The sequence below is a fragment of the Palleronia sp. genome (assembly GCF_042089775.1).
Lineage (GTDB): Bacteria > Pseudomonadota > Alphaproteobacteria > Rhodobacterales > Rhodobacteraceae > Palleronia.
The window spans coordinates 1-15,371 of record NZ_JBELKF010000005.1 but is presented as its reverse complement, the minus strand read 5'-3'; the positions used below and the strand labels follow the sequence as shown (position 1 = coordinate 15,371).

General features: G+C 65.2%; 15 protein-coding genes. 11 read left to right on the top strand and 4 right to left on the bottom strand.

What is annotated here, in order from left to right; genetic code table 11:
* Positions 1–8: 8 nt before the first annotated feature.
* From ACFDS3_RS02665 to ACFDS3_RS02655, 3 genes are read right to left on the bottom strand one after another with little or no spacing between them, the layout of a single operon-like run.
* The gene (locus ACFDS3_RS02665; protein ID WP_375260798.1) at positions 9–452 is read right to left on the bottom strand and encodes a hypothetical protein; all 444 of its coding nucleotides are present in this window, start codon (positions 450–452) and stop codon (positions 9–11) included.
* Positions 453–461: 9 nt separating this feature from the next.
* Positions 462–818 carry an MFS transporter gene (locus ACFDS3_RS02660; RefSeq protein ID WP_375260797.1) on the bottom strand — a complete coding sequence of 119 codons (357 nt, stop codon included), beginning with the start codon at positions 816–818 and terminating at the stop codon, positions 462–464.
* On the bottom strand, positions 725–1,216 hold the full coding sequence (locus tag ACFDS3_RS02655; protein WP_375260841.1) for an IS3 family transposase: 492 nt from the start codon (positions 1,214–1,216) through the stop codon (positions 725–727). The genes ACFDS3_RS02660 and ACFDS3_RS02655 overlap by 94 nt, the downstream gene beginning before the upstream one ends.
* Positions 1,217–2,079: 863 nt before the next feature.
* Between ACFDS3_RS02655 and ACFDS3_RS02650 the strand changes: the two genes are divergently transcribed.
* The 9 genes from ACFDS3_RS02650 (at position 2,080) to ACFDS3_RS02610 (ending at position 11,331) form a co-directional block, all read left to right on the top strand.
* Positions 2,080–2,364, top strand: a complete 285-nt coding sequence (locus tag ACFDS3_RS02650) for an SH3 domain-containing protein (protein WP_375260796.1) — start codon at positions 2,080–2,082, stop codon at positions 2,362–2,364.
* A 345-nt stretch (positions 2,365–2,709) separates the two neighbouring features.
* The gene (locus ACFDS3_RS02645; RefSeq protein ID WP_375260795.1) at positions 2,710–3,732 is read left to right on the top strand and encodes a substrate-binding domain-containing protein; all 1,023 of its coding nucleotides are present in this window, start codon (positions 2,710–2,712) and stop codon (positions 3,730–3,732) included.
* A gap of 139 nt (positions 3,733–3,871) precedes the next feature.
* Positions 3,872–5,131 (top strand): ABC transporter substrate-binding protein, encoded by a 1,260-nt coding sequence (locus ACFDS3_RS02640; protein ID WP_375260794.1) that lies wholly within the window; start codon positions 3,872–3,874, stop codon positions 5,129–5,131.
* A gap of 57 nt (positions 5,132–5,188) precedes the next feature.
* A complete protein-coding gene (locus ACFDS3_RS02635) occupies positions 5,189–6,124 on the top strand; it encodes a carbohydrate ABC transporter permease (protein WP_375260793.1) in 936 nt (311 codons plus the stop codon).
* Complete coding sequence (locus ACFDS3_RS02630; RefSeq protein ID WP_375260792.1) at positions 6,121–6,951, top strand: carbohydrate ABC transporter permease; 831 nt, start codon at positions 6,121–6,123, stop codon at positions 6,949–6,951. The genes ACFDS3_RS02635 and ACFDS3_RS02630 overlap by 4 nt, the downstream gene beginning before the upstream one ends.
* 4 nt (positions 6,952–6,955) lie before the next feature.
* Positions 6,956–8,596 carry a glycoside hydrolase family 43 protein gene (locus tag ACFDS3_RS02625; RefSeq protein ID WP_375260791.1) on the top strand — a complete coding sequence of 547 codons (1,641 nt, stop codon included), beginning with the start codon at positions 6,956–6,958 and terminating at the stop codon, positions 8,594–8,596.
* A complete protein-coding gene (locus tag ACFDS3_RS02620; RefSeq protein ID WP_375260790.1) occupies positions 8,589–9,599 on the top strand; it encodes an ABC transporter ATP-binding protein in 1,011 nt (336 codons plus the stop codon). The genes ACFDS3_RS02625 and ACFDS3_RS02620 overlap by 8 nt, the downstream gene beginning before the upstream one ends.
* Positions 9,596–10,672: a Gfo/Idh/MocA family protein gene (locus ACFDS3_RS02615; RefSeq protein ID WP_375260789.1), complete on the top strand. Its 1,077-nt coding sequence runs from the start codon at positions 9,596–9,598 to the stop codon at positions 10,670–10,672. Before ACFDS3_RS02620 ends, ACFDS3_RS02615 begins: the two co-directional genes overlap by 4 nt.
* A complete protein-coding gene (locus tag ACFDS3_RS02610) occupies positions 10,669–11,331 on the top strand; it encodes a ThuA domain-containing protein (protein ID WP_375260788.1) in 663 nt (220 codons plus the stop codon). Before ACFDS3_RS02615 ends, ACFDS3_RS02610 begins: the two co-directional genes overlap by 4 nt.
* Before the next feature lie 80 nt (positions 11,332–11,411).
* Here ACFDS3_RS02610 and ACFDS3_RS02605 read toward each other — a convergent pair whose 3' ends face one another.
* Positions 11,412–12,542, bottom strand: a complete 1,131-nt coding sequence (locus ACFDS3_RS02605) for a fumarylacetoacetate hydrolase family protein (protein ID WP_375260787.1) — start codon at positions 12,540–12,542, stop codon at positions 11,412–11,414.
* Between the two features lie 209 nt (positions 12,543–12,751).
* Here ACFDS3_RS02605 and ACFDS3_RS02600 point away from each other — a divergent pair, with 209 nt between their 5' ends.
* A complete protein-coding gene (locus ACFDS3_RS02600; RefSeq protein WP_375260786.1) occupies positions 12,752–13,687 on the top strand; it encodes an NAD(P)-dependent oxidoreductase in 936 nt (311 codons plus the stop codon).
* A gap of 67 nt (positions 13,688–13,754) precedes the next feature.
* A partial coding sequence (locus tag ACFDS3_RS02595; RefSeq protein WP_375260785.1) for an IlvD/Edd family dehydratase occupies positions 13,755–15,371 on the top strand: 1,617 nt, incomplete at its 3' end.

Sequence of the window (15,371 nt, the reverse complement as noted above, 5' to 3'; positions counted from 1 at the left end):
GCAAGGATCTAGGACCCGAGCAGCACGCCCATCATCGGCTGCAGGAACAGACCCGAGGCGGTCGGGTTCACGTCCTTCACCACCTGCAGGAACAGGGGCATGAAGGTAATCGTGCCGAACATCGCCATGCCGACCATGAAGCCGACGGCGCTCACCACCAGAAAGGTCGGGTTGCGGAACAGCGCGAGCGGCAGGATCGGCTCAGCCGCACGACGCTCCACAAGGACGAATCCGATGAGCGCCGCGACCGCCAGTGCGCCTCCCGCCAAAAGACCGGCGGTGTCGACCGGCAGTTCCCCCCCCTCTCGTCCGGACAGAATGACCGCGGTCGACAGGAGTAGCGCCAGCAGGGCGGTCCCCGCATAGTCGACGGTGCGCTTGGTCTTCGTCGTCGGGCTGTCGAGCGTGGCGCCGAGCGCGATGAAGGCCATAATGCCGATGGGCAGGTTCACGAAGAAGATTCAGTGCCAGTTCAGCTGCTCAACCAGAAGGCTGCCGATCAGCGTCCCGATCACGGTCGAGATGCCGAAGGCGGTGCCCCTGATACCTTGCGCCTTGCCCCGCTCGCGCGGCGGCAGGACATCGGCCACCACCGCCATTGCCACGACAATCAGACCGCCGCCGCCAAGCCCTTGAACCGCGCGCCCGGCGACAAGCTCAGCCATGTTCTGCGCCAGCCCCGAAATCACCGCGCCCAGCAGGAAGACGAGGATACCACCCTGCATCACGATCTTGCGGCCAAACAGGTCGCCCAGCTTGCCATAGATCGGCGCACCCGCCTTTGGTCTGAGAACAATGGCGAGCGATATGCAGCCCAACCCTCGGCTGAAGGGATGTAGGTGAAGCTAATACCCCACAGGTGATTGCGTGCACTCGCCGAGAGGGCACTTCTGGTTCGGATGGTCGGCCTCGAAATTGCGGTCGAGGTCTTGTTGGCGATGACCGACCGTCCGCCGTCGTCCTTCGGCTTCCCGCGTCGCTTCGGCCGCGCCCTCATGGCATTCTTCCGCATCAGACGCTCGATCCGATGCAGTCCGCACGCCAGCCCGTCCTCGAGCACGTCGCGCCAGACCCGGCGGGTACCATAGGTGCGATCGGTGGCCCGGACGCTCTTGTCGATGGCGATGACGAGCTTCGCGTCGTGCGCTGCCCGATCGCTGATCGGTCGCTTGAGCAGGCATGGAAGCCCGACCGAGAGATGCCCAGCACCTCGCACGTCCAGCTGACCGGCCAGACATGCCGGTTCTTCGCGACGAAAGCGATCGTCATGTCGCTTCCCGCGCGAAATAGGCGCTTGCCATTGTGCTTGAACCAATGGCGCACATGGCTCGCCTTTTTTTAGGATGTCACGCTCGGCCTTGAACTTGGCGACCTCCTTCTTCAGAGATTGCGATCTCAGCCAGCTCAGCGCGCTGCTGGCCGTTGCCCGGAAACGCCGAGGTTGGTGCCTCGGCTGCTTCTCGCATCCATCGCCGCAGAACGCTCTTGGCCGATCCCAGATCTCGGCACGCCTGGGCGAACGCAACGTCCCCCTTCCGTCCCCAGCTTCACAGCCTCGACCTTGAACTCGCGGCTGAACTTCCGTCTCGTCATGTCCACTCTCCAGTTCCACGGTCACAATCTCGTCTTCGCGCCCACGAAACCAGCAGCAGCTCAGGGAGCATTCGCGAAGTCGGAGTGGGTAGGAGACGTTGCGGTGATGTTCGCTGACGTTCAGCGGAAGAGACTCGTTGTGAGATCGGCCTGCTTCACCCTCTTACGCGCCGCCGGTAAGAAGCTTCGATCCGACGCTGCCACGAAACCGATCGGCGGCGGGATCATCCTCATAGGATGTGACCTGCCCTCCGCTCATGAGCGTCAGGAAGCCGTCGCGAGCCGCCCAACGCTGCGGTCTCCGATCTGCTGGCTTGATGCGTGCTTCCCCGCCTTCCTTGCGAACGGTCTGCGGAAGCTTCGCGTCGCCGGGTAAGGAGAGTCGCCGAGTCGGGGATTGGGTTGCAGCAACGCGGAGCAATTCGCGCTTCACTCGCAACGGTCGGACTGGCAAACGGTCAGGGGAAGAAACAACCGAGGTCATTCATGCGCCGCTCCACCCCTGCCGCCATCCTGATGCTGCTCCTCATCTCCGGCTGCGGTGGTCTTGGAAGCCGGGCGGTGGTCGAAGGCGCTGGACCCGACGAACTCCTGAAGTTGCGCGCGGGGCCCGGACTGGGATTCAACGTGATCCTCGGTCTCCCCGACGGAACACGGCTTATCCGTCGGGACTGCGTTGTCGAGGTGGGCCAGCTTTGGTGTCGAGTCTCGCTCGCGGATTCGCCTGGGATCACAGGCTACGTTTCTGAAGACTACCTCTCCGATCTCTAACGCCGCTGAGGAGGCCATACGGCAGAACGAGCGCAGGATCGCCTGGTTGGGTCGGAGGCTTTTGCTCCGACGGGAGTGAGGCTTAAGCGAGCCAATGCGCCTATAGGCAGTCTCGCAAGCGGATGGTCCGCGGGGACTTCGGTAATCACCATGTCGGAGGGCGAGTAGAAGTCGCCTACCGTGCTCCATCGAGTGCGGGGACTGCGCAAATCTTGCTCGGGTGTGACCTGAGCTTCTGGGCCCCCCGTGTAAATCGTGCAGGATCTCGGTTCGCCGCCCAACTTGAGATACTTGCGGAAATAGGCTTCAAACATGAAACACGTTGGTCAAGAGGGTCAGAGGCAGATGGCGCGTTCGACAATTCATGATGTAGCGCGCGTTGCCGGTGTGAGCCTCTCGACAGTCGACCGCGTGCTGAACGGTCGCCATTCCGTTCGCGCGGCGACGCGAGACAAGGTCGAGGATGCGATGCGGTCGCTCAACTATGTCCGGAACTCAGCGGCCGCGAACCTCTCTCGACGGCGGAGTTTTCGCTTCCTGTTCCTGCTCCCGAGCGGGGCCAACAGCTTCATGCGCCTGCTGCAGGCTGAAGTCTTGGACTATTCCCGTCAACTCGCCGCCGAGGGGGTTGATGTCGTCGTGCGGATCGTTCCGCCCTTCGATGAAGAGGCCCTGCATCGGGAACTGGTGGCGATCGAGCCCGACGGCTACGACGGCGTAGCATTCGTGGCGGTGGACTCGCCGGCGGTGCGCGAGGCGGTGCGGGCGTTGCGCGCGCAGGATCTGCCGGTCGTGACGCTGGTGTCAGACCTGCCTTCGGATCTGCGCGAGCACTTCATCGGCATCAACAATATATGGGCGGGGCGCACGGCGGCCGGTCTTCTGGGCCGCTTCTGCGGCGGCACGTCAGGCCGGATCGCAGTGGTCGCGGGGTCGATGGTCGTGCAGGACCACGCAGAGCGATACCTGGGATTTCAGCAGGTTATAGGCGCAGACTTCCCGAGCCTGAAGGTCATGCCGCCGATCGAAGCCTACGACGATGCTGACACGGCTGAACGTGCCCTGACGGAGGTGCTGGACGCGACGCCCGACGTGGCCGGGGTCTACAGTATCGGGGCCGGCAACCGTGGCGTAGTCGCCGCTCTCGGACGCCTTGATCCCCTGCCGCCGGTGGTTGTCCACGAACTGACGGATAACTCCCGGCGCTGGCTGCTGGAGGGTAAGATCGACGCCGTGATCCGGCAGGATCCGGCGCGCGAAGCGCGTTCCGCGATTCGCACGCTTGTAGCGCTCTCGAGTGGAAAGCCGTTCAACAAGGATGAGAACCGCGTCGGGATCGAGATATTCCTGCGGGACAATCTTCCCTGAGATCTGTGCGCCTATCGGCGCCTGCGCGAAAAGCGCCTCGAAAGAAGATTTCGTCACCCCCTTCCTTCTGGCGAGTTTTGAGGTACGTTAGTCAGGTATCAGGCGACTCTCACTGCGCCGATCACGGGAGGAATACGGGATGAAACTCTACGCAACCACCGCGCTTGCCTTGGCCCTTGGTGCCGGGGCAGCCTATGCCCAGCAGACGGAGGTGAACATCCTCCGCGTGCAGCCGGGCGACGAGGAAGAGGCCTTCTACGCCGAGCTGGAACAGGCCTATGAAGCCGAGCATCCGGACGTCGATGTTGTCTTCGAATACATCGCCAACGAAGCCTACAAGTCGAAGCTGCCCACCCTGCTGCAGTCGGATGCGCGTCCCGACCTGTTCTATTCCTGGGGCGGCGAAACCCTGCGCGAACAGGCCGAAGCCGGCTTCCTGCAGCCGATCCGGGACACGCTCGACGAGGACGTCCTGTCCAGCTTCCCGCAGGCCGCGCTTGACGCCTACACGGTTGACGGGTCGCTCTACGGCCTGCCGCTTTACGCGACCGAGGTGATTTTCTGGGTGAACACCGACCTGACCGAGCAGGCGGGCGTGGACCACGAATCCATCGAGACCTGGGACGACTTCCTTCAGGCGGTCCAGACGCTGAAGGATGCCGGGATCACGCCGATCATCGCCGGAGGCCAGGACAAGTGGCCCGTCCACTTCTACTGGAGCTACCTAGCCCTGCGCGAAGGCGGCCCCGATATCGTAACCGCCGCGATGGAAGGTGGCGAGACGACGTTCGAAAGCGAAGCCTTCGTCGCCGCGGGCGAGGACCTGGTCGAACTGGCGGAGATGGAGCCGTTCCAGCCGGGAGTCATGGGCACGACCTACGAGACCGCGTCGGGCATGTTCGCGGACGGCGAGGGCGCGTTCCACCTGATGGGCGACTGGGACTACCTGCCGATGCGCGGGCGTGCAACAGACGGGCAGGGTCTCTCGGATGACCAGCTCGACATCATGGCGTTCCCAGCGATCTCGGACCCGGTCAGCGAAGGGGGCGACAACGCGACCCTCGGCGGGATCAACGGCTGGGCCGTGACGGCCGACGCCTCCGAAGAGGCGGTGAACTTCCTGACCTTCATGCTGAACCGCCAGAACCAGGAAACCATCGCCGAGCGCGGGATCTTCATCCCGATCGTCGAGGGGGCCGACCAGGCGCTGACCAACGCGTTCTTCCAGCAGGTCGCGACGGACATCTCGGAGTCCAGCTACCACCAGATCTTCCTGGACCAGTTCCTGGGCGCGTCCGTGGGCGCGACTGTCAACGACGTCTCGGCCGACCTGATCTCTGGCGCGACCACGCCCGAAGAAGCGGCGGCCCGCGTGCAGGAAGCCTGGGACTTCCGCTGATCCGGACCGGCGCGCGCGTTCTGCGCGCGCCAACACCCGATCCTGGGAGGGATCCCGATGTCTGACACCACCACCTTGCCGCCGGATCGCCGGCCGGCAATGAGCGAGCGGTTACGCCGCGCCGCCTCGAACGGGCGGCTGACCGCCGTCCTGATCCTGCTGCCGCCCGCGCTGATCCTGTTCACCCTGTTCGTGATCCTGCCGCTGGGGGAGTCCGGCCTCTATGCGTTCTACAACTGGAACGGCTACGGTACGCCCACGGATTTCGTTGGGCTGCGCAACTTCGAGCAGATGTTCGGCCACTCGGTCTTTTCGGTGGCCGTCTGGAACACGATCAAGATCGTCCTCATCTCGCTGCTGGTGCAGATGCCCCTGGCGCTTCTGCTGGCGCTTCTCATCTATCGTCAGACGCCGACCAACGCGGTCTTCCGCCTGATCTTCTTCGTGCCCTACATCATGGCCGAGGTCGCCGCCGGCCTGATCTGGAGCTTCGTGTTCGACGGGAATTACGGCGTCACCGCGTCCATCGCCAACTCTCTTGGCATCGAACAGTTCTTCATCCTCGCAGATCGGGAACTTGCCTTCTACGCCGTCATGATCGTGCTCGTCTGGAAGTATTTCGGCTTCCACATGATGATCTACATCGCCGCGCTGCAAAGCGTCCCCGAAGACCAGATCGAAGCCGCCCGGATCGAGGGCGCGAGCCGCACCCAGATCGTGCGGCATGTCCAGGTGCCCCACATCAAGCCGGCCATCGCCGTCAGCGCCTTCTTTGCGATCATCGGCGCGCTTCAGGTCTTCGACGTCATCATCCCGCTCACGAATGGCGGCCCGTCCAACCAGACACAGACCATCGTGACGTACCTCTACGAATTCGGCCTGACGCGCCTGCGCATCGGCTTTGGCAGCGCCGTCGGCGTGGTCCTGTTCGTCGTCGCGGTCCTGGTGGCCGTGTTCTACCAGCGCATCTTCATGAAGAAAGGAACGGCATGACCGCTCCACATGTCTGGCGCAACATCGCGCGACTGGCGTTCCTTCTCGTGGTGGCGAGCTTCGTGCTCGCCCCGCTCTGGGCGACGGTCATGGGCGGCTTCAAGACGAACGCGGAAATCCGTACCTCGGCCTTCGCGATGCCCGAGACCTGGAACATCGAGTTCTACGGCGCGATCCTGAGCGACGCCGCCTTCTGGCGCTACCTCGGCAACTCGCTCCTGATCTCGTCGGCGGCGGTCGTGCTGACGCTGCTGGTGGGATCGGCGGCGGCCTATGTCTTTGCGCAGATCAGGTTCTTCGGCTCGAACTTCCTGTTCTCGTACCTGCTGCTGGGGCTGATGTTTCCCTTCGCCACGGCGATCCTGCCCCTTTTCATCAAGGTGCGCGACATGGGGCTGCTCGACACCTACTGGGCCGTTATCCTTCCGCAGACCGCCTTCGGCCTCAGCCTAGCCATCCTGCTGTTCCGCACGTTCTTTGCGCAGCTGCCGAAAGAACTGTTCGAGGCTGCCTATATCGACGGCTGCGGCTACGTCCGCTTCTTCCTCAGGTTCACGCTGCCGCTGTCGACGCCGATTCTCGCCACGGTGGGCGTCTTCGTCTTCGTGCAGAGCTGGAACAACTTCCTGCTGCCGCTCGTCGTGCTGAACTCGCGCGAGGTGTTCACCTGGCCGCTGGGCATGATGCAGTACCGGGGCGAATTTGTGACCCAGTGGAACCAGACGCTTGCCTTTGTGACGCTGTCGCTGGTCCCCGCCGTCATCTTCTTCCTTGCCGCCCAGAAATACATCGTCGCCGGCCTCACCGGCGGTGCCGTGAAAGGCTGATCCCATGAAGATCGAGAACCCCATCCTTCCCGGCTTCAACCCGGACCCCTCCATCGTGCGGGTGGGTGAGGATTACTACATCGCCACCTCTACCTTCGAATGGTATCCGGGCGTGCAGATCCACCACTCTCGCGACCTGAAGAACTGGCGGCTCGTCACGCGCCCGCTCGACCGTGCCGAACAGCTCGACATGCGCGGCGACCCGGATTCGGGCGGGGTGTGGGCCCCGTGCCTGACCCATGCCGACGGGCAGTTCTGGCTGATCTATACCGATGTAAAGCGCCGCGATGGGGCGTGGAAGGACAGCCACAATTATCTCGTCACCGCCCCTTCGATCGAAGGACCCTGGTCCGATCCGGTCTACCTCAATTCCTCGGGCTTCGATCCGTCGCTGTTCCACGATGCGGACGGGCGCAAGTGGCTTCTGAACATGATCTGGAACCACAATCGCGAGGGCGGCGACCGGTTCGGCGGCATCGTCATGCAGGAATACTCCGTCGACCAGCAGCGGCTCGTCGGCGAGGTCCACAACATCTATCGCGGGACCGATCACAAGCTGGTCGAGGGGCCGCACCTCTACACCCGCGACGGTTGGTACTACCTGCTGACGGCCGAAGGTGGCACCGGCTATGACCATGCCGCCACGATGGCGCGCTCGCGCGACCTGTTCGGCCCTTACGAGACTGATCCCGCCAAGCATGTCCTGACTTCGAAGGACACGGATCCTGACCACCTGCTGCAGCGCGCGGGCCATGCCGACATCGTCGAGACGCAGACGGGCGAGCACTTCATGGTGCATCTCTGCTCGCGCCCGCTGCCCGAGACGCGCAGCGCGGTCACCGGGGCGGGCATCCACTCCGACGACGTGCGTCGCTCGCCGCTCGGGCGGGAAACGTCGATCCAGCGCCTGATCTGGGACGAGGGAGAGTTCCCGCGTCTCGCCCATGGCGGCAACGCCCCGGCGGCCGAGATCGACGGCCCCGATCTGCCCGAGGCGCCGCACGAGCCGACCCCGGCGCGTCGCACGTTCGAAAACGGCCTGCCGTCCGAGTTCCAGTGGCTGCGCAGCCCCGACCGCGACCGGCTGTTCTCGGTCACCGAGCGGCCCGGCGTCCTGCGCCTCTATGGTCGCGAAAGCCCCGGATCGCAGTTCGACCACGCGCTTGTCGCGCGGCGCCAGGACGCGCTGTCCTACACCGCCGAAACCGAGATCGAGATGACCCCCGGCGACTACCAGCACTTCGCGGGCCTGATCTCGTGGTACGGGCGGAACAAGTTCCACTACCTCGCCATCACGGCCGACGAGGACGGGGCGCGGGTGCTGACGATCTACAGTTGTGCCGCCGATTGGCCCGATGCGCGCGTCAGCTACCCGATCAGCCCCATTGCGCTGCCGGAGGATGGCGTGATCCGGCTCGGCTGCGACGTGGACAACAGCACGCTGCGATTCCGCTACGCGCTGCCGGGCGGGGAGTGGACCGACACGGGCGTCGAGCTCGACCAGTCCGCGATCTCTGACGAGGCCGGGAACGGGCCCGGCAACAATTTCACCGGCGCGTTCGTCGGCATGTGCGCCCACGACACGTCCGGGCGCGGCCGACCCGCCGATTTCCTTTCCTTCACTTACGAGGCCCGGAATGGCTGAAGTCCGCCTGGAGAACGTCACCAAGGCTTTCGGAACGTTCACCGTCATCCCCGACCTGTCGCTGACGGTGCCGGACGGTTCTTTCACCGTCCTCGTCGGGCCGTCGGGCTGCGGGAAGTCCACGCTGCTGCGCCTGATCGCGGGGCTCGAGCGTCCGACCAGCGGAACGATCCGCATCGGCACCCAGGACGTGACCCGCGAAGAGCCCTCCAAGCGCGGCATCTCGATGGTGTTCCAGTCCTACGCGCTTTACCCGCACATGACGGTGGCGCGGAACATTGATTTCGGGCTGCGCATCTCGAACATGCCGACCGAAGAGCGCGAGAAGCGGCTGGCCGAGGCGGCGCGCATCCTGGCGCTTGAAGATTACCTCGACCGCAAGCCCTCGGAGCTGTCGGGCGGCCAGCGCCAGCGCGTCGCGATCGGGCGGTCCATCGTGCGCAACCCCAAGGTCTTCCTGTTCGACGAGCCGCTGTCGAACCTCGACGCCGCGCTGCGCACCCAGATGCGGGTGGAACTGGCCGAGCTGCACCAGTCCATCGACTCGACGATGATCTACGTGACTCACGACCAGGTCGAGGCGATGACCCTGGCTGACCAGATCGTCGTCATGAACAAGGGCCGGATCGAGCAGATCGGAAGCCCGATGGACCTGTATGACGAGCCGGCTTCCGTCTTCGTGGCCGGGTTCATCGGTTCGCCCAAGATGAACCTCGTCCCAGGCAAGTTGCTCGATCGGCCGGACGTGGCCACCATCGGCATCCGTCCCGAGGATCTTGAACTGACCGAGGGCGAGGGCTGGGACGCCACCGCCCGCGTGGTCGAGACGCTGGGTTCGGACACCATCGCGCACGTGCGGGTGGACGAGGTGGGCGACCTGATCGTCCGCCTGCCGGGCCATATGCGCCTCAAGGACGGCGAACGCCTGAAGCTGCGCACGAGCCCTGATCGGCAGCATCACTTCGACGAGGACGGTCGCCGGATTCAGCGAGTTCCGGCATGAGCGACACCGGAGTCGGGATCATCGGATGCGGCGTCATCAGCGGCATCTATTTGCAGAACATCGTGCGGCTTCCGGGGCTTGTCCTGCGCGCCGTCGCCGATGCGAAACCCGAAGCGGCGCAGGCGGCGGCAAAGCAGTACGGCGTGCCGGCGCTTTCGGTGGCCGAGCTTCTGGCCCGCGACGACATCGACGTCGTGCTCAACCTGACGGTCCCTGCGGCGCATGGTCCGGTTGGGCGGCAAGTGATCGAGGCGGGCAAGCACCTTTACCTCGAAAAGCCGCTTTGTGCCACGCTGGCCGAGGCGCAGGATCTGATGCGGCTGGGCGATGAGCGTGGGCTGCGGATCGGCTGTGCACCCGACACCTTCCTTGGTGGCGGGCACCAGGCGGCGCGGACCGCGCTCGACGAGGGCAGGATCGGCAGGGCGATCGGCGGCACCGTGACGATGATGGTCGCGGGGCACGAGCGCTGGCATCCGAACCCCGACTTCTACTACAGCCGCCCCGGTGGCGGGCCGCTGATGGACATGGGACCGTATTACCTGACCGCGCTGGTCAACCTGCTGGGCCCTGTGCGCGAGGTCGCGTCGATGTCCTCGCGTCCCCGCGCGGAGCGTCGCATCGCCACCGGCGACAGGGCCGGCACGACGGTTCCGGTGGAGGTCGACACGCATATCCTGGGCCTGCTGGCTTTCGACAGCGGCGCGATCGTGCAACTCGCGATGAGCTTCGATGTGGCGGGACACTGGCACAGCCCGATCGAGGTCTACGGCACCGAAGGATCGATGCGTGTTCCGGACCCCAACCGCTTCGACGGCACGGTCGAGTTCCCCGACGGTGCGCCGCTTGCCGCCGCCGACCGGCCCTATGGCGCAGATAACTGGCGCGGCATCGGCCTTGCCGACATGGCCGCCGCGATCCGCGCCGACCGCCCGCACCGCGCCAGCGGCACACTCGCGCTGCACGTGATCGAGGTCATCGACGCGATCGATCGTGCGGCCGAGGAAAGACGCACCATCAGGATAGAGAGCGACTGCGACCGGCCGCAGCCGTTGGAGGATGAACTGCAATGAGCAACGCACGCGCACTGATTTTCTGGGGCGGCTGGGAAGGGCACGAGCCCGAAGCCTGCGCCTCGGTCGTCTCGGACATGCTGGGAGCGGAGGGGATGGACGTCACCTCAGCCCATTGGTCCGGCGCCTTGCCCGCCGAGGATCTGGAGAGCTTCGCCCTGATCGTGCCGATGGTGACGCAGGTCCCCTCGAAGAAGGATGACATTGATCGGCTCTGTGCGGCGGTGCGGAACGGTGTCGGGCTCGGCGGCTTCCACGGCGGGATGGGCGACGCCTTTCGGGACGCGCCAGCCTACCAGTTCATGGTCGGCGGCCAGTGGGTCGCGCATCCCGGCAACATCATAGACTATACTGTCGAGATCACGCGCCCGGACCACCCCATCATCTCCGGGATCGACGACTTCGACTATCACTCCGAGCAGTACTTCCTGCATGTCGACCCCGGAAACGAGGTTCTCGCCACCACCACCTTCTCGGGCGAACACGCCCCCGAGACGGCAGGCACCGTGATGCCGGTCGTCTGGACCCGCACCTACGGCAAGGGGCGCGTGTTCTACTCTGCCTTGGGTCACCAGGCGCAGGAGCTGTCGCATCCGCAAGCGCGCGAGATCCTGCGCCGGGGCCTGCTCTGGGCCGCGGCTACGCCCGACGAGCGGTGATCGTCGGGCTGCCGCCCGGAGGCCACCGAGGTTTCGGGGGCCACTCCGGGCGGTGGTGCTTCAAGATCAAGGGCGGGGTGTCAGAGCAGCCCCCGCCCGGACAGGTTCCGCATGAGAGCGCCGGCGCCGAACGTCCATTCCGGTGCTTCGGTCGACAGGCGCACGATGTTGCGCAGGCTGCCGAGCCTGGCTTCGCTGATCGTCACGATGTCGCCGACCTTGTGCGTGAAGCCGGCAGAGGGGGCGTCGCGATCCTGCGTCGGAGCAAAGAGCGTTCCGAGGAACAGGAAGAACCCGTCGGGATACTGATGGTGACGACCGACAGTCTGGGCCACGATGTCGGTCGGGTCGCGACTGATCTTGCGCATGGACGAAACTCCGTCCAGCTCGAACCCCTCCGGCCCCTCGACGCGCAGGGCGACCTCGGCGCCGCGCACGTCGTCGAGCCCGTAGGTCTCGTCGAAAAGCCGCAGCATGGGTCCGATCGCGCAGGAGGCATTGTTGTCCTTGGCCTTGCTGAGAAGCAGCGCCGAGCGCCCCTCGAAATCGCGGAGGTTGACGTCGTTCCCAAGGGTGGCGCCCTTGATCTCGCCCCGCGACGTCACCGCGAGGACGACTTCGGGCTCAGGATTGTTCCAGCTGGAGTTCGGGTGAAGCCCGATCGCGGCCCCGTGCCCGACGGCCGCCATGGGCTGGCACTTGGTGAAGACTTCGGCGTCCGGGCCGATCCCGACCTCAAGGTACTGGGACCAGAGGCCCTCTGCCTGCAGCACGCGCTTGACTTCTGCCGCTTGCTTTGAGCCGGGAACGAGGCCCGACAGGCTCGTGCCGATCACCTGCGCCACGCGGGCGCGGATATCGGCCGCGCGGGCCGGATCGCCGGCAGCCTGTTCCTCGATCACGCGTTCGACCATCGACTCGGCGAAGGTGACGCCGGCGGCCTTGACCGCCTGCAGGTCGCACGGCGCAAGCAAGGTCGGTTGCTCGGCCCCCGTGTCCGCGAAGGGATCGGGCATCGCCAGCGCCTCGCCCTCTGCCTCGCGAACGAAGGCGAGGGTATCGTCCCTTTCGAGGAGGTCGCGCAACGTCGGAACCTCGCGACAGGTGATGTCGACCAGTTCCCCCTTCCGGAGCACGACGACACTCGGCCCGCGGTCGGGACGCCAGATGCGGCCCACGAAGGTGCCATCGTCGGGAAGGTTCAGGCTCATGAAATCGCTCCGTTGCGACGCGTGCGGCAGGCTTGGTGCTCGTCTCGGAGCGCCTTTTTGTGCAGGTTAGAGTGCACTGGTACCGCCATCATTTCCTCCGCCGTGCGGTTGCGTGTTCGGCGTATTGCTATACCCAAGCAAGGGGACGCATCAACTGCGGCCTGCCAAACCCGCCGTCGGGCAGGGATGGCTCGAAAGGGAGGATCGAAATGAGCAAACCGACCATCGGCTTCATCGGCGTGGGCTACATGGGCCACGGCATGGCGAAGAACCTGATCGCATCGGGCTATCCCCTTGTCGTCAAGGGTAATCGCAACCGCACCCCGGTCGAGGATCTGGTGGGCCAGGGCGCGCAGGAGGCAACCAGCGCCCGCGAGATCGCCGAGCTCTGCGACATCGTTCACCTGTGCCTGTCGAACTCGGCACAGGTCGAAGAGGTGATCCGGGGCGAGGACGGCATCCTCGCGTCGGGCAAGGCGGGGCTCGTGGTCATCGACACGACCACTGCCGATCCGGACTCGACCGACAAGCTCGCCGCCGAGCTCGAGGCGGCGCAGATGACGCTGGTCGACGCGCCGCTCGGGCGGACGCCGAAAGAGGCCGAGGCAGGCACGCTCGACACCATGGTCGGCGCGAGCCCCGAGGTGTTCGACCGCCTTCGCCCGGTGATCGAATGCTGGGCCGGCAACATCACGCATACGGGGGACGCCGGGTCGGGCCACCGCATGAAGCTGATCATGAACTTCATCTCGATGGGCTATGCAGCGTTGTATTCCGAGGCGCTGACGATGGGGGTGAAGTCCGGCTTGTCGCCGCAGACGATCCACCGCGTGCTCGGGTCAAGCCGCATGTCGAACGGGTTCTACGATACGTTCATGTCCTACGCGATCGGCCGGGACCCCGAAGCGCACAAGTTCACGATCCAGAACGGCGCCAAGGACACCCGCTATGCCGCGTCGATGGCGCGAAAGGCCGAGGTCGCCAACCTGCTCGGCGCGGCCATCGCGAACAGCTTCCAGCTTGCCGAGAGCGGGGGGCACGGTGGCGATTACGTCCCGATGCTGGCCGACATCGTCGCGCGTCAGAACGGCATCGACCTGAAAGAGGCGGTCGAGGCCGGGGATGACCGGCCGGCGGGATCGTGAGACTTTCGGCGGTCCATCTATCGGGTGCGACCGTCCAGGCGCAGTAGCAAAGATCAGGGAAGACATCATGAGTGATACCCGCGCAAACCGCCGTTTCCGGTCGCAGGAGTGGTTCGACAATCCGAACAACCCCGGCATGACGGCGCTCTATGTCGAGCGCTACCAGAACCAGGAATACACGCGCGACGAATTGCAGAGCGAGAAGCCGATCATCGGCATCGCGCAGACCGGCAGCGACCTCGCGCCGTGCAACAAGATCCACGTGTTCCTGATGGACCGGATCAAAGCCGGCATCCGCGCCGCCGGCGGCATCCCGATGGAGTTCCCGGTCCATCCCATCCAGGAAACCGGCAAGCGCCCGACGGCGGCACTGGACCGGAACCTGACATATCTGGGCCTGGTCGAGGTCCTGCACGGCTATCCAATCGACGGCGTGGTGTTGACCACCGGCTGCGACAAGACCACGCCAGCGCTTCTGATGGGGGCCGCGACTGCGGACATTCCCGCCATCGCGCTGAACGGCGGCCCGATGGTGGATGGCTGGTGGAAGGGCGAGCGCGTCGGTTCGGGCACCATCATCTGGCAGAGCCGCCGCATGCTGGCGGAAGGCAAGATCGACTACGAAGAGTTCATGAAGCGCGCCTGCGCGTCCGCGCCGTCGCTTGGGCACTGCAACACGATGGGCACGGCCTCGACCATGAATGCGCTGGCCGAGGCGCTGGGCATGACGCTGACCGGGCAATCCGCGATCCCCGCGCCGTTCCGCGAGCGGATGGAGGCGGCCTACAAGACCGGCCAGCGCATCGTCGAGATGGTCCACGAGGACCTCAAGCCCTCTGACATCCTGACGCGCGAAGCGTTCGAAAACGCGATCGTCACGAACTCGGCGATCGGCGGCTCGACCAACGCGCCGCCGCATCTTGTCGCCGTGGCCCGTCACGCCGGGGTCGAGCTTGAGACGCGCGACTGGCAGACGGTAGGCTTCGACGTCCCGCTTCTGGTCAACATGCAGCCAGCCGGCGCATTCCTGGGCGAAAGCTTCTATCGCGCGGGCGGCGTTCCCGCCGTGATGGCCGAGCTTGCAAAGGCCGGCCGCATCCATGGCGGCTGCATGACCGTCACCGGACGCAGCATGGGCGCGAACCTCGAGGGGGTCGAAGTCCTCGATCCGGAGGTGATCCGCCCCTACGACAACCCGCTGCGTGAGAACGCGGGTTTCCTGGTCCTCAGCGGCAATCTCTTTGATACGGCGCTGATGAAGACGTCGGTGATCTCGGCCGATTTCCGCAAGCGCTTTCTCGAGGACGAGGGGCGTGAGGGTATCCACGAAGGGCGGGCCGTCGTCTTCGAAGGGCCGGAGGACTACCACGCCCGCATCAACGACATGGCCGGCGAGATCGACGAGAAGTCGATCCTCTTCATCCGCAACGTCGGCTGCATCGGCTATCCCGGATCGGCCGAAGTGGTGAACATGCAGCCGCCCGATGCGATCCTTCGACAGGGCATCGTCCACCTGCCGACCGTCGGAGACGGCCGCCAATCCGGCACCTCGGAAAGCCCGTCGATCCTGAACGCCTCGCCCGAAGCCGTCGTCGGCGGAGGGTTGGCCTATCTCAAGACCGGCGACACGATCCGGCTGGACCTGAATGCCTGCACGATGGACGCGGTGGTCGCCGAGGCCGAG